The sequence below is a fragment of the Pseudonocardia sp. 2-7 genome (assembly GCF_056341085.1).
This window is the reverse complement of record NZ_CP094507.1, coordinates 2724392-2744749: the sequence shown is the minus strand read 5'-3', so window position 1 is coordinate 2744749 and position 20358 is coordinate 2724392. Positions and strand designations below refer to the sequence as shown.

19 protein-coding genes are annotated in these 20358 nt (G+C 74.8%); 14 read left to right on the top strand and 5 right to left on the bottom strand.

Annotated features, from left to right (window positions below; all coding sequences use genetic code 11):
• Positions 1-25: 25 nt before the first annotated feature.
• The gene (locus MTO91_RS13405) at positions 26-808 is read left to right on the top strand and encodes an LLM class flavin-dependent oxidoreductase (RefSeq protein ID WP_476654765.1); all 783 of its coding nucleotides are present in this window, start codon (positions 26-28) and stop codon (positions 806-808) included.
• On the opposite strand, the gene MTO91_RS13400 is transcribed toward MTO91_RS13405, so the two are convergent.
• Complete coding sequence (locus MTO91_RS13400; protein ID WP_476654763.1) at positions 792-2489, bottom strand: class I adenylate-forming enzyme family protein; 1698 nt, start codon at positions 2487-2489, stop codon at positions 792-794. The two genes, MTO91_RS13405 and MTO91_RS13400, sit on opposite strands and share 17 nt — an antisense overlap.
• A 144-nt stretch (positions 2490-2633) precedes the next feature.
• On the opposite strand from MTO91_RS13400, the gene MTO91_RS13395 reads away from it, so the two are divergent.
• Entirely contained in the window at positions 2634-3713 is a 1080-nt protein-coding gene (locus MTO91_RS13395) for an AbrB family transcriptional regulator (protein WP_476654761.1), read from the top strand.
• Between the two features lie 7 nt (positions 3714-3720).
• Here MTO91_RS13395 and MTO91_RS13390 read toward each other — a convergent pair whose 3' ends face one another.
• Positions 3721-4602 (bottom strand): ABC transporter substrate-binding protein, encoded by an 882-nt coding sequence (locus MTO91_RS13390; RefSeq protein ID WP_476654759.1) that lies wholly within the window; start codon positions 4600-4602, stop codon positions 3721-3723.
• 54 nt (positions 4603-4656) lie between these two features.
• Here MTO91_RS13390 and pgm point away from each other — a divergent pair, with 54 nt between their 5' ends.
• The 3 genes from pgm to MTO91_RS13375 all read left to right on the top strand — a co-directional run bounded on the left by pgm (position 4657) and on the right by MTO91_RS13375 (position 7886).
• Positions 4657-6312: a phosphoglucomutase (alpha-D-glucose-1,6-bisphosphate-dependent) gene (gene pgm, locus MTO91_RS13385; RefSeq protein WP_476654757.1), complete on the top strand. Its 1656-nt coding sequence runs from the start codon at positions 4657-4659 to the stop codon at positions 6310-6312.
• The gene (gene ppgK / locus MTO91_RS13380; RefSeq protein WP_179759904.1) at positions 6309-7058 is read left to right on the top strand and encodes a polyphosphate--glucose phosphotransferase; all 750 of its coding nucleotides are present in this window, start codon (positions 6309-6311) and stop codon (positions 7056-7058) included. Before pgm ends, ppgK begins: the two co-directional genes overlap by 4 nt.
• Positions 7059-7262: 204 nt before the next feature.
• On the top strand, positions 7263-7886 hold the full coding sequence (locus MTO91_RS13375; RefSeq protein WP_179759905.1) for a TetR/AcrR family transcriptional regulator: 624 nt from the start codon (positions 7263-7265) through the stop codon (positions 7884-7886).
• 12 nt (positions 7887-7898) lie between these two features.
• On the opposite strand, the gene MTO91_RS13370 is transcribed toward MTO91_RS13375, so the two are convergent.
• On the bottom strand, positions 7899-8444 hold the full coding sequence (locus MTO91_RS13370) for a dihydrofolate reductase family protein (RefSeq protein ID WP_062402989.1): 546 nt from the start codon (positions 8442-8444) through the stop codon (positions 7899-7901).
• Positions 8445-8524: 80 nt separating this feature from the next.
• Positions 8525-10006, bottom strand: coding sequence for a mannitol dehydrogenase family protein (locus MTO91_RS13365; RefSeq protein WP_476654755.1), 1482 nt, complete (start codon positions 10004-10006; stop codon positions 8525-8527).
• Positions 10007-10212: 206 nt separating this feature from the next.
• On the opposite strand from MTO91_RS13365, the gene MTO91_RS13360 reads away from it, so the two are divergent.
• The 9 genes from MTO91_RS13360 to MTO91_RS13320 are packed head-to-tail and all read left to right on the top strand — an operon-like array spanning position 10213 to position 19617.
• A complete protein-coding gene (locus MTO91_RS13360; protein ID WP_073574947.1) occupies positions 10213-11130 on the top strand; it encodes a TetR/AcrR family transcriptional regulator in 918 nt (305 codons plus the stop codon).
• Positions 11127-12020 (top strand): beta-keto acid cleavage family enzyme, encoded by an 894-nt coding sequence (locus MTO91_RS13355; protein WP_073574948.1) that lies wholly within the window; start codon positions 11127-11129, stop codon positions 12018-12020. The genes MTO91_RS13360 and MTO91_RS13355 overlap by 4 nt, the downstream gene beginning before the upstream one ends.
• Positions 12013-12981 (top strand): 3-hydroxyacyl-CoA dehydrogenase NAD-binding domain-containing protein, encoded by a 969-nt coding sequence (locus tag MTO91_RS13350; protein WP_476654753.1) that lies wholly within the window; start codon positions 12013-12015, stop codon positions 12979-12981. The genes MTO91_RS13355 and MTO91_RS13350 overlap by 8 nt, the downstream gene beginning before the upstream one ends.
• On the top strand, positions 12978-13451 hold the full coding sequence (locus MTO91_RS13345) for a thioesterase family protein (protein WP_253068963.1): 474 nt from the start codon (positions 12978-12980) through the stop codon (positions 13449-13451). Before MTO91_RS13350 ends, MTO91_RS13345 begins: the two co-directional genes overlap by 4 nt.
• A gap of 56 nt (positions 13452-13507) precedes the next feature.
• Complete coding sequence (locus MTO91_RS13340) at positions 13508-15064, top strand: ABC transporter substrate-binding protein (RefSeq protein ID WP_179759909.1); 1557 nt, start codon at positions 13508-13510, stop codon at positions 15062-15064.
• Between the two features lie 5 nt (positions 15065-15069).
• On the top strand, positions 15070-16029 hold the full coding sequence (locus tag MTO91_RS13335; RefSeq protein WP_476654870.1) for an ABC transporter permease: 960 nt from the start codon (positions 15070-15072) through the stop codon (positions 16027-16029).
• Complete coding sequence (locus tag MTO91_RS13330) at positions 16026-16907, top strand: ABC transporter permease (protein WP_246352627.1); 882 nt, start codon at positions 16026-16028, stop codon at positions 16905-16907. The genes MTO91_RS13335 and MTO91_RS13330 overlap by 4 nt, the downstream gene beginning before the upstream one ends.
• Entirely contained in the window at positions 16904-18499 is a 1596-nt protein-coding gene (locus tag MTO91_RS13325; protein WP_476654751.1) for an ATP-binding cassette domain-containing protein, read from the top strand. Before MTO91_RS13330 ends, MTO91_RS13325 begins: the two co-directional genes overlap by 4 nt.
• A gap of 8 nt (positions 18500-18507) precedes the next feature.
• Positions 18508-19617, top strand: a complete 1110-nt coding sequence (locus MTO91_RS13320) for a serine hydrolase domain-containing protein (protein ID WP_476654749.1) — start codon at positions 18508-18510, stop codon at positions 19615-19617.
• Between the two features lie 62 nt (positions 19618-19679).
• On the opposite strand, the gene MTO91_RS13315 is transcribed toward MTO91_RS13320, so the two are convergent.
• Positions 19680-20279 carry a malonic semialdehyde reductase gene (locus tag MTO91_RS13315; protein WP_253069073.1) on the bottom strand — a complete coding sequence of 200 codons (600 nt, stop codon included), beginning with the start codon at positions 20277-20279 and terminating at the stop codon, positions 19680-19682.
• Between the last annotated feature and the right edge of the window lie 79 nt (positions 20280-20358).

Genomic DNA, 20358 nt, shown 5'->3' with positions numbered 1-20358 from the left:
GGCCGCGCGTGGCACGGTGACCGCCATGGACATCGGCATCGTCTTCCGGCCCGAGCTGCCCCCCGAGGAGCTGCCGGGCGTGGCCCGTGACGTCGAGGCCGCGGGGCTGGACCAGCTGTGGCTGTGGGAGGACTGCTTCCTGCACGGCGGGACCGCCACCGCGGCCGTCGCGCTGGCCCGCACCGACGCCCTGACCGTCGGGGTCGGGCTGTTCCCGGTGCCGCTGCGGAACCCGGCGGTCGTCGCCATGGAGACCGCCTCGCTCGCCCGGCTGTTCCCGGGCCGCTACCTGCCGGTCCTCGGGCACGGCGTGCTCGACTGGATGGGCCAGGTCGGCAACCGGGTCGCCTCGCCGCTGACCCTGCTGGCCGAGCTCACGACCGCGGTCCGGGACCTGCTCGCCGGTCGCGAGGTCACCCGCTCCGGGCGCTACGTCTCCCTGGACCGGGTCCGGCTCGACCACCCGCCCACGACCGTCCCACCGGTGCTGGTCGGCGGGCGCGGGCCACGCACCCTGCGGCTGGCCGGGGACCTCGCCGACGGGGTCCTGCTCGACTCGGGCCTGACCCCCGCCGACGTCCGGTCCTCGCTCGACGCGTGCGGCCCGGGCGGCGCCGCGGACGGGTTCCGGCGCATCGGCTACGTCGCGCTGCCGGAGCACCGGGCCGAGGTGGAGGCGGTCGTCCGGAGCCACGCCGCGGCCGGCCCGGACACCGTCGACCTGGTCCCGCCGGCCGGCGCCCCGGACCCGCGTCCCTGGCTGGAGGCCGTGGCCGCGGCCCGCAGGACGCTCACGCCGGAGCGGTGAACCCCGAGCGCAGCTCCCGCTTGCGGACCTTCCCGGTCGCCGTCCTGGGCAGCGGCTCGTCGGTCCACCGCACGTGCGCGGGCGCGGCGAACTCCCCCACCCGCGCGGCGACGGCGGCGCGGACGGCGTCGTCGTCGCGGGCCGCTCCGGGGCGGGCCCGGACCAGTGCGGCGACCTCCTCGCCCAGGCGCGGGTGCGGCACGCCGAGCACCGCCACCTCCAGCACCCCGTCGACGGTGTGGATCGCCGCCTCCACCTGCGCGGAGTAGACGTTCTCCCCACCGCGCAGCACGACATCCTTCAACCGGTCCACGACGTACACCCAGCCGTCGGTCACGTGCCCCAGGTCGCCGGTGCGGAACCAGCCGTCGACGAACGCCTCGGCGTCGGCGTCGGGCCGGTTCCAGTAGCCGCGGACGACGTTCGGGCCGCGGAACCACAGCTCGCCGACCTCGCCGTCGCGCAGCGCCTCCCCGTCCGGGCCGGCGACCCGCAGCCGGGCCCCCGGCGCGGGCCGGCCGACCGAGTCGGGACGGGCCCGGTACTCGGACCTGGTGTTCGCGCAGATCGCCGAGGTCGTCTCGGTCAGGCCGTAGCCGTTCGCGGCCCCGGCGCCGAGGTCGCGCCCGATCCGCGCGACGAGCTCGGGCGGCACGGGTGCCCCGCCCATCCCGACCGTCCGCAACGACGCGAGGTCGGCGGGGTCGGCGCCGTCGAGCAGCTCCGCCGTCGTCGACGGGACACCGTTGGAACGGGTCAGCCGCTCGGACCGGACGACGGCCCGCGCCGCGGCCGGGTCCCAGCGGTGCAGGGTCGCGAGCTTCGCCCCGCCGAGCACGGCGCCGACGAGTCCGTTGATGCCGGCGATGTGGAACATCGGGTACATCAGCAGCGTTCCCTGCTGCCCCGGCGGCGGTCCCACCCCGGAGTCGAGCGCGGTGGCGCGGGCCTGCAGCGCGACGTTGAGCAGGTTCGTCACGTGGTTGCGGTGGGTGCCGACCGCGCCCTTCGGTCGGCCGGTGGTGCCGGAGGTGTAGAGGATCGTCGCGTCGTCGTCCGGGCCGGGCGCGGTGACCCCGACCGGGTCACCGGGGCCGTCGGTGCGCAGCCCGAGGTCCTCCCACCCGGTCACCGGACCGGGCTCGGGCGCGCCGCCCCCGCGGACCCGGACGACCGGCACCCCGGTGCCGCTCCCACCGCACAGGGCGGCGCACCGTTCCGGGTCGGCCACGACCAGCCCGGCACCGGAGTCGGCCACCGCCCACGCCAGCTCGGGTGCGCGCCACCAGGCGTTCAGCGGGACGACGACCAGCCCCGCGACCTGGGCGGCGAAGAAGACCACCGGCCACTCCGGCAGGTTCCGCATCGCGATCGCGACCCGGTCGCCGGGGCGCAGCCCGAACCGTCCGGTGAACACGCAGGCCAGGTCGGCGACCAGGCTCCGGTGCTCGCCGTAGGTGCGACGCTCGCCGTGGTGGACGGTGAACGTGCGCTCCGGCCACGCCGCCGTCGCCGCCCACAGCTCGGCCAGGGTGTGCGGGCCACGCCGGTAGACCCGCATCGCGGCGCCGCGCACGTCGGCGTCGACCAGCTCGAACTCCCCGCCGGGCGCGGTCAGTGCGGCGATCACCGGGCCGAGCCCGGTGGTCGCGGCGGTGTCGTCTCTCGGGGTGTCTCGCATCGGCGCACCTCCTCGTGCCCGTCCGTCCTACCCCGGCGGGGTCCGGAGGGGAAGCCGTGGTCGTTCGCTCTCGACAACGATCGTGTCCCGACTCACCGCGCACCAGTACGCCTGTCCCATTTAGGCTCGGGTCGTGATCACACGGTGAGCCCCCGCCCGTCGCTGTCCGGATGGTGGCGCTGGCTGCTGCTCGCCGCGCTGACCGTGCTCGTGACCGCCGGGCTCGCCGCGGTCGACGTGCCCTCCCCCGCCCTGTTCGCCGGGCTGCTGGTCGCGACCGTCCTCGCCCTGACCGGGCTCGGCCCCGCGCGGGTCGCCCGCCCGGCGACGTCGGGTGCGCAGGCGGTCATCGGCGTCGTCATCGGCCTGCTCGCCCGCCCGGACACCCTGGCCGCGGTGGCAGCCGAGTGGCTGCCGGTCCTGCTGATCAGCCTCGCGACGCTGCTGGTCAGCATGGTATCCGGACTCCTCATGGGTCTGCAGCGGGGGGTCACTCCGCTCACCGGGATGCTCGCGCAGACCGCGGGCGGCGCGTCCGGGCTCGTCGCGATCAGCCGCGAGCTGGGTGGCGACGAGCGCACCGTCGCCGTCATCCAGTACCTGCGGGTCGGGCTGGTCACCGCGACGATGCCGGTGGTCGCCGCGGTCGTCTACGGCGCCTCCCCCGGCGCACCTGCCGCCGCGCCCACCGGCCCCGGCGCGCCGTGGTGGGTCGGGCTCGCGGTGACCGCGCTGTGCGTGGGCGTCGGCGTCCCGCTCGGGAAGCTCGCCCGGGTCCCCGCCGGTGCGCTGCTCGGACCGATGGTGGTGGCGCTGGTCATCAGCCTGGCCGGGTTCTCCTTCGCCGCGTCGGTGCCGCTGCCGCTCGTCGACGTCGCCTACGCCGTCATCGGCTGGCAGGCCGGGCTGCGCTTCACCCGGGCCGCGCTCGGCACCGTCGCGCGGGTGCTGCCGCTGGCGACCGCGCTGATCCTGGGCGTCGTCGCGCTCTGCGCCGGACTGGGGCTGCTGCTGTCGCACTTCACCGGCATGACCCCGCTGGAGGGCTACCTCGCGACCACCCCGGGCGGGGTGTACGCGGTGCTGGCGACGGCGATCTCCTCCGGCGTGGACGCCACCTCGGTGGTCGCGGTGCAGGTGCTGCGGGTGATCCTGATGCTGCTGGTCGCGCCGTGGATCGCGCGACTGGTCGGCCGGCGGCTCGGCCCGGGCGGCGCGGCCTGAGGCCCGCTCAGCGGACCCGCGCGACCCTCCCCGGCGGCGGCGCCGGGACCGCACCGGGGTGCAGCAGGGCGGCGATCGCCTCGACCCCGTCGACCAGGCGCGGACCGGCCCGCACCACGAACGACGCCGAGTCGATCGCGTGCACCGGGACCCCGGCGGGCAGCCACGGCAGCGCCGCGCGGGCCTGGGCGAGCGCGTCGTCGAGGCCGAAGCCGCACGGCGCGACCAGCACGGCGTCGCACGGGGGCAGGTCGGCCGGGTCGACGGCGGTGCTGCGACCGCCCGGGGCGGCCGCCACCGGGACGCCACCGGCCGCGGTGACCAGATCGGGCACCCAGTGCCCGGGCAGGAACGGCGGGTCGGTCCACTCCAGCACCAGCATCCGCGGCGCCGGGCGGCCCCGCACGGCGGCGGCGACGGCGTCGAGGCGCGCCGACAGGCCCGCGACCAGCGCGGCGGCCCGGTCCGGCACCCCGGCCGCGGCGCCGACCGCGATCACCGCGTCGAGCACGTCGGCCAGCCGGTGCGGGTCCAGCGACAGCACCCGGGCCCGGGTCCCCAGCTCCTCCTGCACCTGCGCGACGGTCGAGCCGGGCAGCGCGCACACCGCGCACAGGTCCTGGGTGAGGATCAGCTCCGGGTCGGCGGCGCCGAGCCGGGCGCGGTGGACCTCGTAGAGCGGCAGCCCGGCCGCGGCCCGCTCGCGGACGACGGCGTCGATCTCCCCCGGCGACGCGGCGGGCGGCAGCGCGGAGCCGACGACCACCGGCACCCGGTCCCGGACGCCCACCGGGTCGTCGCACTCGAAGGTGACGCCGACCAGGTCGGCGGCCAGGCCGAGCCGCCCGGCGATCTCGGTCCCGGCAGGGAGCAACGACGCGATCCGCACACCGCGGAACGGTAGGCGGTGGCGTGGGCCGCGGCGAGGAGGAAGGATCGCGGCATGACCGTGCACGAGCGCGCCGGGACCCCGGCCCGCCCCGAGGACCTCGTCGACGTCGACGCGCTGCTGGCCGCGTACGCCGCGACCCACCCCGACCCGTCGGTCGACGTGCAACGGGTCGCGTTCGGCACGTCGGGGCACCGCGGGTCGGCGTTCACCGCGACCTTCAACGACGACCACATCGCCGCCACCAGCCAGGCGATCGTCGAGTACCGGGCCGCGCAGGGCACCGACGGCCCGCTGTTCCTCGGGCGCGACAGCCACGCGCTGTCCGAGCCGGCCTGGCGCACCGCGGCCGAGGTGTTCGCCGCCAACGGCGTCGACGTCGTCGTCGACTCCCGGGACGGGCTGACCCCGACCCCGGCGATCTCGCACGCGATCCTCGTGACCAACGCCGGGCGCGACGTCCGGCACCTCGCCGACGGCGTGGTCGTCACCCCGTCGCACAACCCGCCCGCCGACGGTGGCTTCAAGTACAACCCGCCGGACGGCGGCCCCGCCGGCACCGAGGCGACGTCCTGGATCGCCGACCGGGCCAACCAGCTGCTCGAGAGCGGGCTCACGGAGGTGCGCCGCGCCCGGTTCGACGCCGCCGCCGCGCACCGCTACGACTACCTCGGCACCTACGTCGACCAGCTCGACCAGGTGCTCGACATGGCCGCGGTCCGCGACGCCGGCGTCACCATCGGCGCGGACCCGCTCGGCGGGGCCTCGGTCGACTACTGGGGCGTGATCGCGCAGCGCTGGGGCCTGGACCTGACCGTGGTGAACCCCGACGTCGACCCGGCCTTCGGGTTCATGACCCTGGACTGGGACGGGAAGATCCGGATGGACTGCAGCTCGCCGTACGCGATGGCGTCGCTGCGCGCCCGGATGGAGGCCGACCCGGCCCCCTTCACCATCGCCACCGGCAACGACGCCGACGCCGACCGGCACGGCATCGTCACCGCCGACGGCGGCCTGATGAACCCGAACCACTACCTCGCCGTCGCGATCGGTTACCTGTTCGCCCACCGCCCCGGCTGGCCGGCGGCCGCCGGGATCGGCAAGACCGCGGTCAGCTCGTCGATGATCGACCGGGTCGCCGGTGACCTCGGCCGCAGGCTGTTCGAGGTGCCCGTCGGGTTCAAGTGGTTCGTTCCCGGCCTGCGCTCGGGGGAGATCGGCTTCGGCGGCGAGGAGAGCGCGGGCGCGTCGTTCCTGCGCCGCGACGGCTCGCCCTGGAGCACCGACAAGGACGGCCTGCTGCTCGCCCTGCTGGCCTCGGAGATCACCGCGGTCACCGGGTCGACCCCCAGCGAGCACTACGCCCGGCTCACCGAGCGGTTCGGCGCCCCCGCCTACGCCCGCACCGACGTCGCCTGTTCCCGGGAGGACAAGGCGGCGCTGTCGAAGCTGGACGCCGACGCCGTCACCGCCACCGAGCTCGCCGGGGACGCGATCACCGCGAAGCTCACCCGCGCCCCGGGCAACGACGCCGCGATCGGCGGGCTGAAGGTCGTCACCGACGCCGGGTGGTTCGCCGCCCGCCCGTCGGGCACCGAGGACGTGTACAAGGTCTACGCCGAGAGCTTCCGAGGGCCGGAGCACCTGACGCGCGTCCAGGACGAGGCGCGCGGCGTGGTCGCGGCGGCCCTGGAAGGATCGGGGGCGTGAGCAGCACGCACGCACTCGGGTTCGGTATCGACATCGGCGGCTCCGGCATCAAGGGCGCCCCGGTGGACCTGCACAAGGGCCGGCTGGCCGCGGACCGGGTGCGGATCCCGACGCCGCAGCCGTCCACCCCGGAGGCGGTCGCCGAGACCGTCACGCAGATCCTCGACGAGTTCGACTGGCGGGACTCCTTCGGCTGCACGTTCCCGGCCGTCGTCCAGCACGGCGTGACCCGCACCGCGGCCAACGTGGACCGGGCCTGGATCGACTGCGACGCCGCCGCGGTCCTGCGCCGGGTCACCGGCCGGGACGCGCTGCTGGTCAACGACGCCGACGCCGCCGGCGTCGCCGAGGCCGAGTTCGGCGCGGCCGCCGACCACCATCACGGGCTCGTGCTCGTCGTGACCCTCGGGACCGGCATCGGGTCGGCGCTGGTCAACCACGGGAAGCTGGTGCCCAACACCGAGTTCGGGCACCTGGAGATCGACGGGTTCGACGCCGAGTCACGCGCCGCGGACTCCGCCCGCGAGCGCGAGGACCTGGACTGGGAGGAGTGGGGCGGGCGGCTGCAGCGCTACTTCACCCACGTCGAGAACCTGCTGTGGCCGGACCTGATCGTGGTCGGCGGCGGGGTGAGCAAGAAGTTCGAGAAGTGGTCGCCCTACGTGCGGACCCGCACCGAGCTCGTCCCGGCCGGGCTGCTCAACGAGGCCGGGATCATCGGGGCAGCGCTGCTGGCGCACGGCTGACCGGGTCCCCCGGCGCTGGCGCGGCGGCCGCTCCGGTTCCCGCGCCTTCTCCTGTGACACGCGTCCTCCGTCCGGGTTTGCGTCATGCAATAGTTTGCGGTGCTCACGAATGTACGAGCACACTGCAGTGACTGCACGACTGCACTCCCCGCACGTTTCGAGGGTGCGAGCCGCGCCGGGACCGGCGGGAGAGGTGGGACGGGCATGATCGGCGAGATGCTGACCGACCAGGAGGCGCACTGCCACGGGCTGCGGGAGCGCAAGAAGGTGCGGACCCGCCAGGCGCTGCGCGCAGCGGCCCTGGAACGCGCGCGCACCCAGGGCCCGGACGCGTTCACCGTCGAGGAGATCTGCGCCGACGTCGACCTCGCGCCGCGCACGTTCTTCAACCACTTCCCGTCGAAGGACGCGGTGCTCTTCGACTGGGACACCGCCTCCCTCGACGAGCTCGCCGCCGAGGTCCGCGCCCGGACCGAGGTCTCCCCGCTCGGGGCGGCGACGGCGGTGCTCGCCGAGGTCACCGTGGCACTGACGACCAGCCCGACCTGGCACGGGCAGATGGAGCTGCTGCGCGCCCACCCCGAGCTGCACCCGCGGATCGCCCACGTCGGGCGGACCGTGGAGCAGACCGTCGCGCAGGCGCTCGCCGAGCGCGACGGCGCCGACACCCCCGCGAGGAACCACCGGCTCGCCGCGGCCGGTGCGATGGCGGTGATGCAGGTCGCCGTCGCCGGCTGGCTGGCCGACCCGGCGGGCCCGCCGGCCCGCCGGGTCTACGGCGACGTGCTGGCGGCCGCCCGGGAGGCTTTCGCGGCCCTGCCGGACTGAGCGCGCTCGGACTCAGGTGAGCGGCGGACCGTAGGTCAGCCGGACCACGCCGTTCTCGTAGGCCTCGGACTCGCGCAGCCGCAGCGGCACCCGCGCGCCCTCGGCGAACAGCCGCAGCCCGGCCCCGAGCGACACCGGGTAGACGAACAGGTTGAGCGTGTCGACCAGGCCGTCGGCGAGCAGCGCACGGACCAGGGTGACGCTCCCGGAGACGTAGATGCCGCCGTCGGTCGCGTCCTTGAGCTGCCGGATCCGCGCCGGGTCGTACGGGCCGAGCACCCGGGAGTTCTCCCACTCCAACGGGTCGGCCAGGGTGGAGGTGACGACGTGCTTGGGCGCGCCGTTGAAGAACGCGCCGCCGGACTCGACGTCGTGCCCGCGGGCCGACCATGCCGGGTGGAACATCTCGTAGGTGTTCCGGCCGAGCAGGATCGCCGCGTCGGTCAGCCGGCCGATCGCCTCCCCCATCGCGTCGGTGAAGCCGTACTCCGCCGTCCAGGACGGGTCGGAGACGACCCCGTCGAGGCTGATGAACTCGTGCACGTCGATCGTGCCCACTGTGGTCTCCCGGGGTCGAGGCGAGGGGTCATCGGCTACGACCGCAGACGCGTGGGGAACTCATCGGTTCCCCCTGCCGGTCACGCGAGGTCGGCGACGGTCGCCGCGGCGCCGCGGGACCACAGCGACTCCAGCGCCGACCGGAACGCTCCGGCGAACCGCTCGTCGGAGCCGAGGTCGCCGAACACCCCGCGGTGGGACAGGAACGACCCCGGGGTGTCCCGCTCGGCCCGCGCGAGCGCGGTCATCTCCTCCGCCAGGCGGTCCTGCTGGGGGATCTCCCGCCCCTGCTCGTCGGCGCCCTCGGCGTAGCGGCACCATCCGGCGACGACGGCCGCGGCCCGCTCGACCGGCCCGCCCGCGGCGAGCTGCTCGCGCACCACCGGCAGGAGGAAGATCGAGATCCGGTCGGAGCTGCCGTAGTTGATCCGCATCAGGGTGTCGGCGACGCCCGGGTTCGCGAAGCGTTCCAGCAGGGTGTCCTTGTACGCGTCGAGGTCGATGCCGGGCACCGGGCGCAGCGTCGGTGTGGCCTCGTCGTCCATGTAGCCGCGCAGGAACGCCGCGAACGTCGGGTCCTGGGCGACCTCGTGCACGTAGCGGTGCCCGGCGAGGTAGCCGAGGTAGCCCAGCGCCTGGTGGGTGGCGTTGAGCAGGCGCAGCTTCATGAACTCGTAGGGGACGACGTCGTCGACGACCTGGACCCCGACCCGCTCGAACTCCGGGCGGCCCGCGGCGAAGTGGTCCTCGAGCACCCACTGGGTGAACGGCTCGCACACGACCGGCCAGCCGTCGCGCAGCCCGAAGCGCCCGGCGAGGGCCTCGCGGTCGGTGTCGGCGGTGGCCGGGGTGATCCGGTCGACCATCGAGTTCGGGAAGGTGACCGACTCCGCGACCCAGGCGCCCAGCTCGGCGTCACGGAGCTGGGCGACGCCGGTGAACACTCGGCGGGCGACGTCGCCGTTGCCCTGCATGTTGTCGCAGCTCATGACCGTGAGCGGGCCGGTGCCGCGCTCCCGGCGGCGCGCCAGCGCCTCGACGACCAGCCCGAACGCCCCGGTCGGGGCGGAGCCGGCGGCCGTCGCGTCGAGGTCGGCGCGAATGCCGGGGAAGTCCGGGTCGAACTCGCCGGTCTTCTGGTCGATCGCGTAGCCGCCCTCGGTGATCGTCAGCGAGACGATCCGGGTGTCGGGGTGCGCGATCCGCTCGATGACGGCCTCGGGGTCGTCGGGGGCGTAGAGGTAGTCGACGAGCGACCCGACGACCCGGGGCGTCAGCGTCCCGTCGGCCTCCTTGAGCACGAGTGTGTACAGCCCGTCCTGGGCGGCGAGCACGTCGCGCATCCGGTCGTCGGCGGCGAGCACACCGACCCCGCAGATCCCCCACCCCGGTGCCCCGCCCGAGGCGAGCAGCGCGTCGACGTACATCGCAAGGTGCGCGCGGTGGAAACCGCCGACGCCGATGTGGACGATCCCGCGGCCGACGGTGGCCCGGTCGTAGCCGGGGACCTCCACGCCCTCGATCCCGTCGGTCCAGATCCCGGTCTCGTCCAGCGAACGCATGGTCCCCCTCGCCACGTCCCCGGCGCCCCTCCGCGCCGTCGGGTGAGAGGCCGACCCTACCGCCCACACCGTCCGACGCAAGCGCTTCCGAGAGCAGCTCCCGCGAACTGGTCGACGCACCGGAAACCTCCGGGAAACACCTCGTGTGCTCGAACGATCCGATTCGATGCTTGCGCTCATCGCAAGTCGCAGCCTACGGTCGCCCGGTGACCGACCCCTGTACCCCCCGGACCGCCGAGGACGCGGTGGCCGGGCGGGTGCGCGCCCTGCTGCAGCGGGACGGCTGGACCCAGCGCCGGTTCGCCGCCGCGGTCGGGCTGGAGGAGACCAAGCTGTCCAAGTCGCTCGCCGGGCGCCGCCGTTTCGCCGCCGACGAACTCGTCCGCATCGCCGACGTCACCGGCGAGACCGTGGCCCGGCTGCTGCACGGCCGCGACGGCGCCCGCGCCCGGACCGCGGTCCCCACCGGGGCCGCCGCCGCGGCCGCCGAGCCCGACCCGGGCCGCGAGCCCGGCGGGACCCACGGCACCCGCGGCCGGATCCTCGACGCGGCCTGGGAACTGATCGCCGACCACGGATACCACCGGGTCCGCACCGCCGACGTCGCGCGGGCGGCGGGCACCAGCCCGGCGGCGATCCACTACCACTTCCCCACCCGCTCGGAGCTGCTCGACTCCGCGCTGCGGCACAACGTGCGCCTCGCCTTCGACCGCCAGGTCGCCGAGCTCGACACGATCGCCGACCCGCACGACCGGCTGCTGCGGCTGATCGACCTCCAGCTCCCCGACGGCGCGCTGCTGGAGCGCGAGTGGTCGATCTGGATCCAGGTGTGGGCGGAGTCGGCGATCGACCCGGCCCGGCGCGATCTGTACTGGGACGCCTACGACCGCTGGTTCCGCACCGTCGCCATGACCCTCACCGAGGGCGCCGCCGCCGGGGTCTTCGTCCCCGACGCCGGTGACGCCGCCCGGCAGCTCACCGCGCTGGTCGACGGCCTGGGCATCCAGGTCATGGCGCGTACCCCCGGCACCTCCGCCGCGCAGATGCGCGCGGACCTCGCCGCCTTCATCGATCGGGCCGTGCTCGCGGCACCGGCACGCACGGAGCGAACGGAGAACGGATGAACCGTGACGTCATCATCACCTGCGCGGTGACCGGGGCCGGGGACACGGTGGGCCGCAGCCCGCACGTGCCCGTCACCCCGGCCCAGATCGCCTCGGACGCGATCGCCGCGGCCCGGGCCGGCGCCGCCGTGGTGCACATCCACGTGCGGGACCCGGAGACCGGCAGCCCGTCGCGGGCGGTGGAGCTCTACCGCGAGACCGTGACCCTGATCCGGGACTCGGGCGTCGACGTCGTGCTGAACCTGACCGCGGGTATGGGCGGTGACCTGGTGATCGACGCCGAGGACCCGCTGAAGCCGATCGACGGCACCGACCTGGTCAACGCCCTGGAGCGGCTCCCGCACGTCGAGGAGCTGCTGCCCGACATCTGCACGCTGGACTGCGGCTCGCTCAACTTCGGCGAGGGCAACCAGCTCTACATCTCCACCCCGGACATGCTGCGCACCGGCGCCAGGCGGGTCCAGGAGCTCGGTGTGAAGCCGGAGCTGGAGATCTTCGACACCGGCCAGCTGTGGTTCGCCACCGTGCTGGTCGAGGAGGGCCTGATCGACGCCCCGGCGCTGTTCCAGCTGTGCATGGGCATCCCCTACGGCGCTCCGGCCGACCCGGGCGTGCTGGCCGCGGAGGTGAACCTGCTCCCCGAGGGCGCCAACTTCGCCTCGTTCGCGATCGGGCGCGACCAGCTGCCGTGGGTGGCGCAGTCGGTGCTGGCCGGCGGGCACGCCCGCGTCGGGCTGGAGGACAACCTCTACCTCTCGCGCGGGGTGAAGGCGACCAACGAGCAGCTGACCGAGCGGGCGGTGGAGATCGTGCAGAACCTCGGTGCCTCGGTGGCGACGCCGGACCGCGCCCGGGAGATCCTCGGCCTGAAGGAGCGCACCGGTGCCTGAGCCGCGTCCCGTCACGGAGATCCGGACCGTCGCCTGCATCGGCGCCGGGGTGATCGGCGCCGGCTGGGCGGCGTACTTCCTGGCCCGCGGGCTGCGGGTCCGGGCCTGGGACCCCGCCCCGGACGCCGGGGAGAAGCTGCGCCGGGTGGTCGACGCCGCCTGGCCCGCGCTCACCGAACTGGGCCTGGCCGAGGGCGCCGACCGGGACGCGTTGTCGGTGCACCCGACCGCGGCCGAGGCCGTCGCGGGAGCGGACTTCGTGCAGGAGAGCGCCCCGGAGGACCTGGAGCTCAAGCGCGCCCTGCTGGCCGAGCTGGCCGACGCCGCCGTGGCGGCCGGGCCGGACGTGGTGGTGGCGTCGTCGACCTCGGGGTTCCCGATGACCGACATGGCGACCACCGCGGCCGAGCCGGGCCGGCTCGTCGTCGGGCACCCGTTCAACCCGCCGTACCTGATCCCGCTGGTCGAGGTCGTCGGCGGCGAGAAGACCGAGGCCTGGGCGGCGTCGCGGGCCGCGGACTTCTACCGGCACATCGGCAAGTCGGTGATCGAGATGGAGCGGGAGCTGCCCGGCTTCATCGCGAACCGGCTGCAGGAGGCGATCTGGCGCGAGGCGCTGCACATGGTCGCCGCCGGTGAGGCCACCCCCGAGGAGATCGACCGCTCGATCACCGACGGCCCGGGGCTGCGCTGGCCGGTGCACGGTCCCTGCCTGACCTTCCACCTGGCCGGCGGCCAGGGCGGGATGGCGCACATGCTGGACCACTTCGGACCGTCGCTGAAGGCGCCGTGGACGCGCCTGGAGGCCCCGGAGCTGACTCTGCAGCTGCGCGACGACATGGTCGCCGGCGCCGAGGTCTCCGCCGGTGGGCGGCCGATGGCAGAGCTTGTCGCCGAGCGCGACCGGGCCGTGATCGCGGTCCGCCGGGCGGTCGCCGCGGCCCGGGGGAACGCCCGGTGAGCGCGCCGCCGGTGCACCACGACGTCGTCCGTCCCGAGTGGATCGACTACAACGGCCACCTGTCCGAGCCGTACTACGTGCTCGTGTTCGGCGACGCCACGACCGCGCTGATGGACCGGACCAGGATGGACGCCGGGTACCGCGCGGCCACCGGCCGCTCGCTGTACACCGTCGAGGCGCACGTCCGGTATCTGCGCGAGATCGGCCCGGACGCGGCGCTGGAGGTGCGGACCAGGGTCCTCGGCCGGGACGCGAAGCGGCTGCGCCTGTGGCACGAGCTGTACGTCGACGGCCGCCTGCGGGCGACCGAGGAGCTGATGTGCCTGCACGTCGGCCCGGACGGTGCCGAGCCGTTCCCCGACGACGTCGCCGCGGCCCTCGACGCCCTCCACGTGCCCGGCGAGCCCGAGCACGCGGGCCGGTCCATCGCCGCCGTCGGCCGGGGGGAGGTGCGGCGCCCCTCGACGTGATGTGCCCGAGACCGCGGCCCCGGCGCGACCGGGGCCCTCTGCGAGGAGACACGTTCATGATCAGCCCGACACCGGCGCGCGGCGGGTTCTCCCGCCGCCGCCTGCTGGGTGGAGCGGCCGGCCTCGCCGCGGCGGCCGTCCTGGCCGGCTGCGGCGGGCCGGCCACGGCCCGTGAGGCCGGAGCCCCCCGCCGCGGCGGGGTCCTGCGGGTGGGGGTGACCGGCGGCGGATCGTCGGACTCCCTCGACCCGCACAGCCCCGCCACCAACCCGGACATCGCCCGCGTCGTCAGCCTCTACGAGCCCCTCGTGCGCTGGGACGACGACTACACGCTGCAGCCCGCCGTCGCCGCGTCCGTCCGCCCCGACCCCGGCGCCCGCAGCTGGACCGCGACCATCCGGCCCGGCATCACCTTCCACGACGGGCGCCCGGTGACCCCCGACGACGTCGTCGCGACCTTCCGGCGGATCACCGACCCGGCCGACCCCAAGTCCGGCGCCGCGCAGCTGGAGACGCTCACCGACGTCGTCGTGGTCGGCGACGACCGGGTCCGGTTCGTGCTCAGCGAGCCCGGGCCGGTGTTCGACCAGTACCTGGCCGAGTACAGCTGCGGGATCGTCCCGGCCGACTTCTCCGTCGACCGTCCGGTGGGTACGGGTGCGTTCCGGTTCGAGTCCTTCTCCCCCGGGCAGCAGAGCGCCTTCGTCCGCCACGACGGGTACTGGCGTCCGGACCAGCCCTGGGTCGACCGCCTGGAGCTGATCAACTTCAGCGAGGAGGACGCCCGGATCAACGCGCTGCTGTCCGGGCAGGTCGACGCGATCGACCAGGTACCGCTGTCGCTCACCGAGGTGGTCGGCGCCTACGACTCGATCTCCCTGCTCACCGCCGAGACCGGGAGCTGGCTGCCGTTCACCATGCGGGTCGACGCCCCGCCGTTCGACGACGTCCGGGTCCGGCAGGCGCTGCGGCTGGCCACCGGCCGCGGCGAGATGGTCGCCCAGGTGCTCTCCGGCCAGGGCGTCGCCGCGGGCGACCTCTACGGCCGCTTCGACCCCGACTACCTGGACCCGCGCCGGGAGCAGGACCTGGAGCGGGCGCGCGACCTGCTGGCCGCCGCCGGGAAGCCGAACCTGTCCCTGGAGCTCGTGACCTCACCGATCCAGGCGGGCTCGGTCGAGTCCGCCCAGGTGCTCGTCACCCAGGCCCGCGCCGCCGGCATCGACATCGGGCTGCGCCGGGTGGACACCTCCACCTTCTTCTCCGACCAGTACCTGCAGTGGGAGTTCGCGCAGAGCTTCTGGAACACCCGCAACTACCTGCCGCAGGCCGGGTCGTCGTCGCTCCCGGACTCGCCGTTCAACGAGACGCACTGGAACGATGCCGAGTACATCCGGATCGTCCGCCGGGCCCGCGCCGAGGTGGACACGGCCCGGCGCGGCGAGCTGGTCCGCCAGGCCCAGCGCATCGAGTACGACCGCGGCGGCTACCTCATCTGGGGCTTCCCGAACCGGGTGGACGCCCACCAGACCTACGTCGGCGGGCTCACGCCCAGCCGCACCGGGCTGTCGCTGTCCGGCTACGAGTTCCGGAAGGCATGGGTCGGCGCATGAGCCTCGTGACGAGAATGATCCTCCGGCGGCTGCTGGTGAGCGTCCTGGTCCTGTTCGTGGTGTCGCTGCTGGTCTTCGCGGCGACGCTGCTGCTGCCCGGCGACCCGGCTCGCGCCATCCTCGGTCAGCAGGCCACCCCGGAACGGGTCGCGGCGCTGACCGAGCAGCTCGGCCTCGACCGCCCGGTCTGGGAGCGCTACCTCGGCTGGCTCGGCGGTGTCCTCACCGGCGACCTCGGCTACTCCGCCGCCACCCAGGGGCCGGTCACCGAGCTGCTCGGCGGCCGGATCACGGCGTCCGCGGTCCTGCTGGTGCTCACCGCGCTCGTCGCCACCCCGGTGGCCCTGGCGCTGGGCGCCTGGGCCGCGGTCCGCCGCGGCACCCGCACCGACTCCGCGCTGTCGGGCACCAGCCTGGTCCTGGCCGCGCTGCCCGAGTTCGTCATCGGTGTGCTGCTCGTCGTGCTGTTCGCGACCTCGGTGCTGCAGGTCCTGCCGTCGGTCACGATCGCCCGCCCCGGCGAGCCCGTGTGGACCCGCCCCGGGCAGCTCGTGCTGCCGGTGCTGACCCTGGCGCTGGTCGTGATCCCCTACGTCGTCCGGATGACCCGGGCGACGCTGTCGGAGACCTTCGACACCGGGTTCGTCGAGATGGCCCGGCTCAAGGGGCTGCCCGAGCGCACGGTGCTGCTGCGCCACGCCGTCCCGCACACGATCGGGCCGGTCGCGCAGGTGCTGGCACTGCAGCTGGCGTGGCTGGCCGGCGGCGTCGTGGTCGTCGAGTTCCTGTTCCGCTACCCCGGCATCGGGCAGGCGCTGATCGACGCCGTCAACAACCGCGACGTGCAGGTGGTCCAGGCGATCTCGATGCTGATCGCCGCGTTCTACGTCGTGGTCAACCTGGCCGCCGACGTCGCCGGGATCGTGGCCGACCCGCGGATCCGTACCGCCGGAGGTATCCGATGAGCGTCACCAGTCCCCCCGTCACCTCCGGCACCGCGTCCGCACCGGCCGGACTCATCCGTCGTACCTTCCGGCGCCGCCAGGCCCGGATCGGCGCAGCGCTGACCCTCGTCGTCGTCGCCGTCGCCCTGCTCGGGCCGACGCTCGGCCCTCTGCTGACCGGCTTCGGCGTCGACGACTTCGCCGGCCGCCCGTTCAGCTCGGACGGTGTCGTCGGCACCGACGACCTCGGGCGCGACGTGGTCGCCCGCTTCCTCGCGGGTGGTGGGCCGGTCCTGCTCTACGCGCTCGCCGCGACCGCGCTGGGCCTGGTCGGCGGTGCGGTCGCCGGCATGCTGGCCGGATACTCCGGCGGCCGGCTCGACACCCTGATCATGCGGGGCGGCGACGTGCTGCTGTCGTTCCCGCAGCTGGTGCTGGCGCTGCTCGCGGTGGCCGTGCTCGGCTCGTCCGGCTGGCTGCTGGTGCTGGTCATCGGCATCTCGCACATCCCTCGGGTGGCCCGGGTCGCGCGGCAGGCCACGCTGTCGGTCGCCGGGCAGGACTACGTGCTGGCCGCCCGGATGTACGGCGTCCCGCGCCGCCGGATCCTCGGCACCGAGATCCTGCCGAACATCACCGGCCCGCTGATGGTGGAGCTGGGCCTGCGGTTGACCTACTCGATCGGCTACATCGCCTCGCTGTCGTTCCTCGGTCTCGGCGTGCAGCCGCCCGCCGCGGACTGGGGCCTGCAGATCAACGAGAACCGGATCGCGCTGATCGTCGCCCCCTGGGGCGTCCTGCTGCCGGTGCTGGCCATCGCGATCCTCACCGTCGGCACCAACATGATCACCGACGCCCTCGCCAAGGAGTCGGCCGACACCACCGGGGAGGGCGCATGACCGCCACCGCGACACCCACGATCGGCTGCACGGGCCTGCGCGTGTCCACCACCGGCGGGCGGGAGGTGCTGCACGGTGTCGACTACGCGGTCGCCCCGGGTGAGATCCTCGCGCTGGTCGGCGAGTCCGGCTCCGGGAAGACGACGGCGGCACTGGCCGCGCTCGGCCACTTCCGGACCGGGCTCGCGCACACCGGCGGCACCATGGCGTTCCACGGCCACACCGAGACCCACGACGACCTGCTCACCCTCGACCCGGTCACGCTGCGCGGGGTCCGCGGCCGGCTGGTCAGCTACGTGCCGCAGGACCCGGCGCTGTCGCTGAACCCGTTGCTGCGGGTCGGCACCCAGGTCGCCGAGGTGCTGGAGGCGCACTCCTGGGACGGTGACGTCACCGGCCGGGTCCGGGAGGTCCTCGCCGAGGTCGGCCTGCCCGACGACGACGCGTTCCTGGCCCGCTACCCGCACCAGCTCTCGGGCGGGCAGCAACAGCGGGTCGGGATCGCGGCCGCGTTCGCGAACCGGCCCGACGTCGTCGTGCTCGACGAGCCGACGACCGGGCTCGACGTCACCACCCAGGACCTCGTCCTGGACACCGTGCGGGAGCTGGTGACCCGCTCGGGAACGGCGGCGCTCTACATCACCCACGACCTCGCCGTCGTCGCCGGGCTGGCGAACCGGGTGGCGGTCATGCAGTCCGGGGAGGTCGTCGAGACCGGGCCGGTGGCCCGGGTGCTCACCGCACCCGAGCACCCGTACACGCGGGGCCTGATCGCCGCGGTGCCCGACCTGGACCGGCGTGTCGAGCGGGCACCGGTCCCGAGCGGCGACGCGGCCGGCGAGCCGGTGCTGCGGGTGTCCGGCGCCGGGAAGCGCTTCGGCGCGACCACCGTCCTCGACGGGGTGGACCTGGAACTGTGGCCGGGCGAGTGCCTGATGCTGCTGGGCGAGTCCGGCTCGGGGAAGACCACGCTGGCCCGCGGGCTGTCCGGGCTGCTGCCGCTGGACTCGGGGACGCTGACGCTCAAGGGCGAGGAGCTGGCCACCCCGCGGTCCCACGCCCAGCTGCGCAGCGTGCAGTACGTGTTCCAGAGCCCGTTCGCGTCGCTGAACCCGCGCCGGACCCTGGCCGGGTCGCTGGAGGTTCCGCTGCGCCACCTCACCGACGCCGACGCCGGCACCCGCCGGGCCCGGGTCCTGGACATGCTGCGCCAGGTACGGCTCGACGAGTCGTTCGCGGCGCGCTACCCGGGGTCGCTCTCGGGCGGCGAGCGACAGCGTGCGGCCATCGCGCGGGCCCTGGTCACCGCACCGGACGTGCTGGTGTGCGACGAGGTCACCTCGGCGCTGGACGTGTCGGTGCAGGCCGCGATCCTGGACCTGCTCGCCCTGGTCCGCCGCGAGCTGGGCACGGCGATGGTGTTCGTGACCCACAACATCGCCCTGGCCCGCGAGGTGGCCGACCGGATCGCGGTGCTGCAGGGCGGCCGGATCGTCGAGCAGGGCACCGTCGAGGAGGTCCTGTCGAACCCCGCGAACGACTACACCCGCGAGCTGCTGGCGCACACGCCGTCGATGGCGGCGGTCCGATGAGCGGAGGGATGCGCGGCACCGTCGCGCCCGGGTACTCCGCCGTCGCGGACGCCTTCGCCGCGGTGCTCGCCGGGAGCCGTGCCGGCGTCGCGTTCTCGGTGGTCCGCGACGGGGAGGTGCTCGTCGAGCTGCACGGCGGGCTCGCCGACCCCGCCACCGGACGGCCCTGGGAGGCGGACACGGTCGCGGTGCTGTTCTCCGGCACCAAGGGTCTGACCGCGGCCGCCTGCGCGGCGGTGTCCGACCGGCTGGAGCCGGACGCTCCGGTGGCCCGGTACTGGCCGGAGTTCGCTGCGGGCGGCAAGGAGCGCGTGACCGTCGGCCAGGTGCTCTCGCACACCGCCGGGCTGCTGTACCCCGACCCCGAGCCGGTCGGGGCCGACCGGTGGGACGACCGGGCGTGCGCCGCGGTGCTCGCCCGGCAGGAGCCGCTGTGGGAGCCGGGCACGGCGGTCGCCTACCACCCGACGACCTACGGGGCGATGACCGCGGAGCTGCTGGCGCGGGTCACCGGGCGGGACCCCCGTGCGGTCGTGCGCGACCTGGTCGCGCAGGTCCCCGGTGCCGGGGTGTTCCTGGGTGCGGCCCCGCCGGGACCGGCGCGGATCGTGCGTGACCCGGACTACCGGATCTCGACGTTCCTCACCGAGCCGCGGCGTCGACGACTCGTCGAACGGATGTACCGGATGCTGCTCGAGGAGCCGGACCTGCCGAACACGAGCGTCTACCACCGGTCCGGCGGTCTGGCCGGGGCCGGCCTGGGGAGCGCCCCGTCGATGGCCCGGTTCTACGCGGCGCTGTGCCCGTCGGGCCCGGCACCGGGGGTCGCCCCGGTACCGGCCGCGGCGCTGGCCCGGGCCACCCGGACCTGGTCGGAGGGGACCGACGCGGTCAACGACCGGCCGCTGCGGTTCGGCCTCGGCTTCGAGCTCGCCGACCCGATCGGGACCTACGGACCCGAGCCGGTCGCGTTCGGCCACTCCGGCGCGGGCGGCGGGCGGCACGGTGCCTGGCCCGAGCGGGGGCTCGGGTTCTCCTTCCTCACCAACGAGATGCGCGCCGAGGACGTCGACGACCGGGCGTCGAGCCTGCTGGCGGCGCTGCAGACCTGCGGGTGAGCTCCGACGCCGACGGGGGCGCCCGCTGTGCGGACGCGCCCGTCGGTGCGGTCGTGGCGCGCTCAGGCGAAGTCGAGCACGTCCGCGGCGTCGAGGCGGGGCAGCCGCGGGTGCCAGGCGTCCGGGCCGGGGTGGCCCAGGTTGACCACGAGCAGCGCGCGGTGCCGGCCGCCGGGGAAGAACTCCTCGGTGACGGCGTCGGCGTCGAAGCCGGCCATCGGGCCGGTGGCGAGACCGTGCGCGCGGGCGGCGAGCAGGACGTAGCCGATCTGCAGCGAGGCGTTGAACCGCGCCATCGGCTCGCGGCCCTCACGGCCCTGGGACTCCAGGCCCTCGCGGAAGCCGGGCTTGACCGGGAACGTGGTGTCCGAGTGCTCGTGGAAGTCGAGGTCCGCGGCCAGGATCGCGACGACCGGGGCGGCCTCGGACTTGGCCCGGTTGCCCTCGGCGAGCAGCGGCAGCAGGCGCTGCTTCCCCTCGTCGCTGCGGACGAAGGTCACGCGCAGCGGCTGGGTGTTGGCCGCGGTCGGCGGCCACTGGGCCAGGTCCCACACCGCGCGGAGCGTCTCGTCGGTGACGGGCTCGTCGGTGAAGGTGTTGGCGGTGCGGGCCTCGGTGAACAGGGCGGCGCGGCCGGCCTCGTCGAGGCGGGGCAGGAGCACCGGGGAAGCGGTCTCGGCAGTCACAGAAGGTAGAGCGTTCAACGACCTCTCCGGTATTCCGCTCCCGGCGATGATCCGG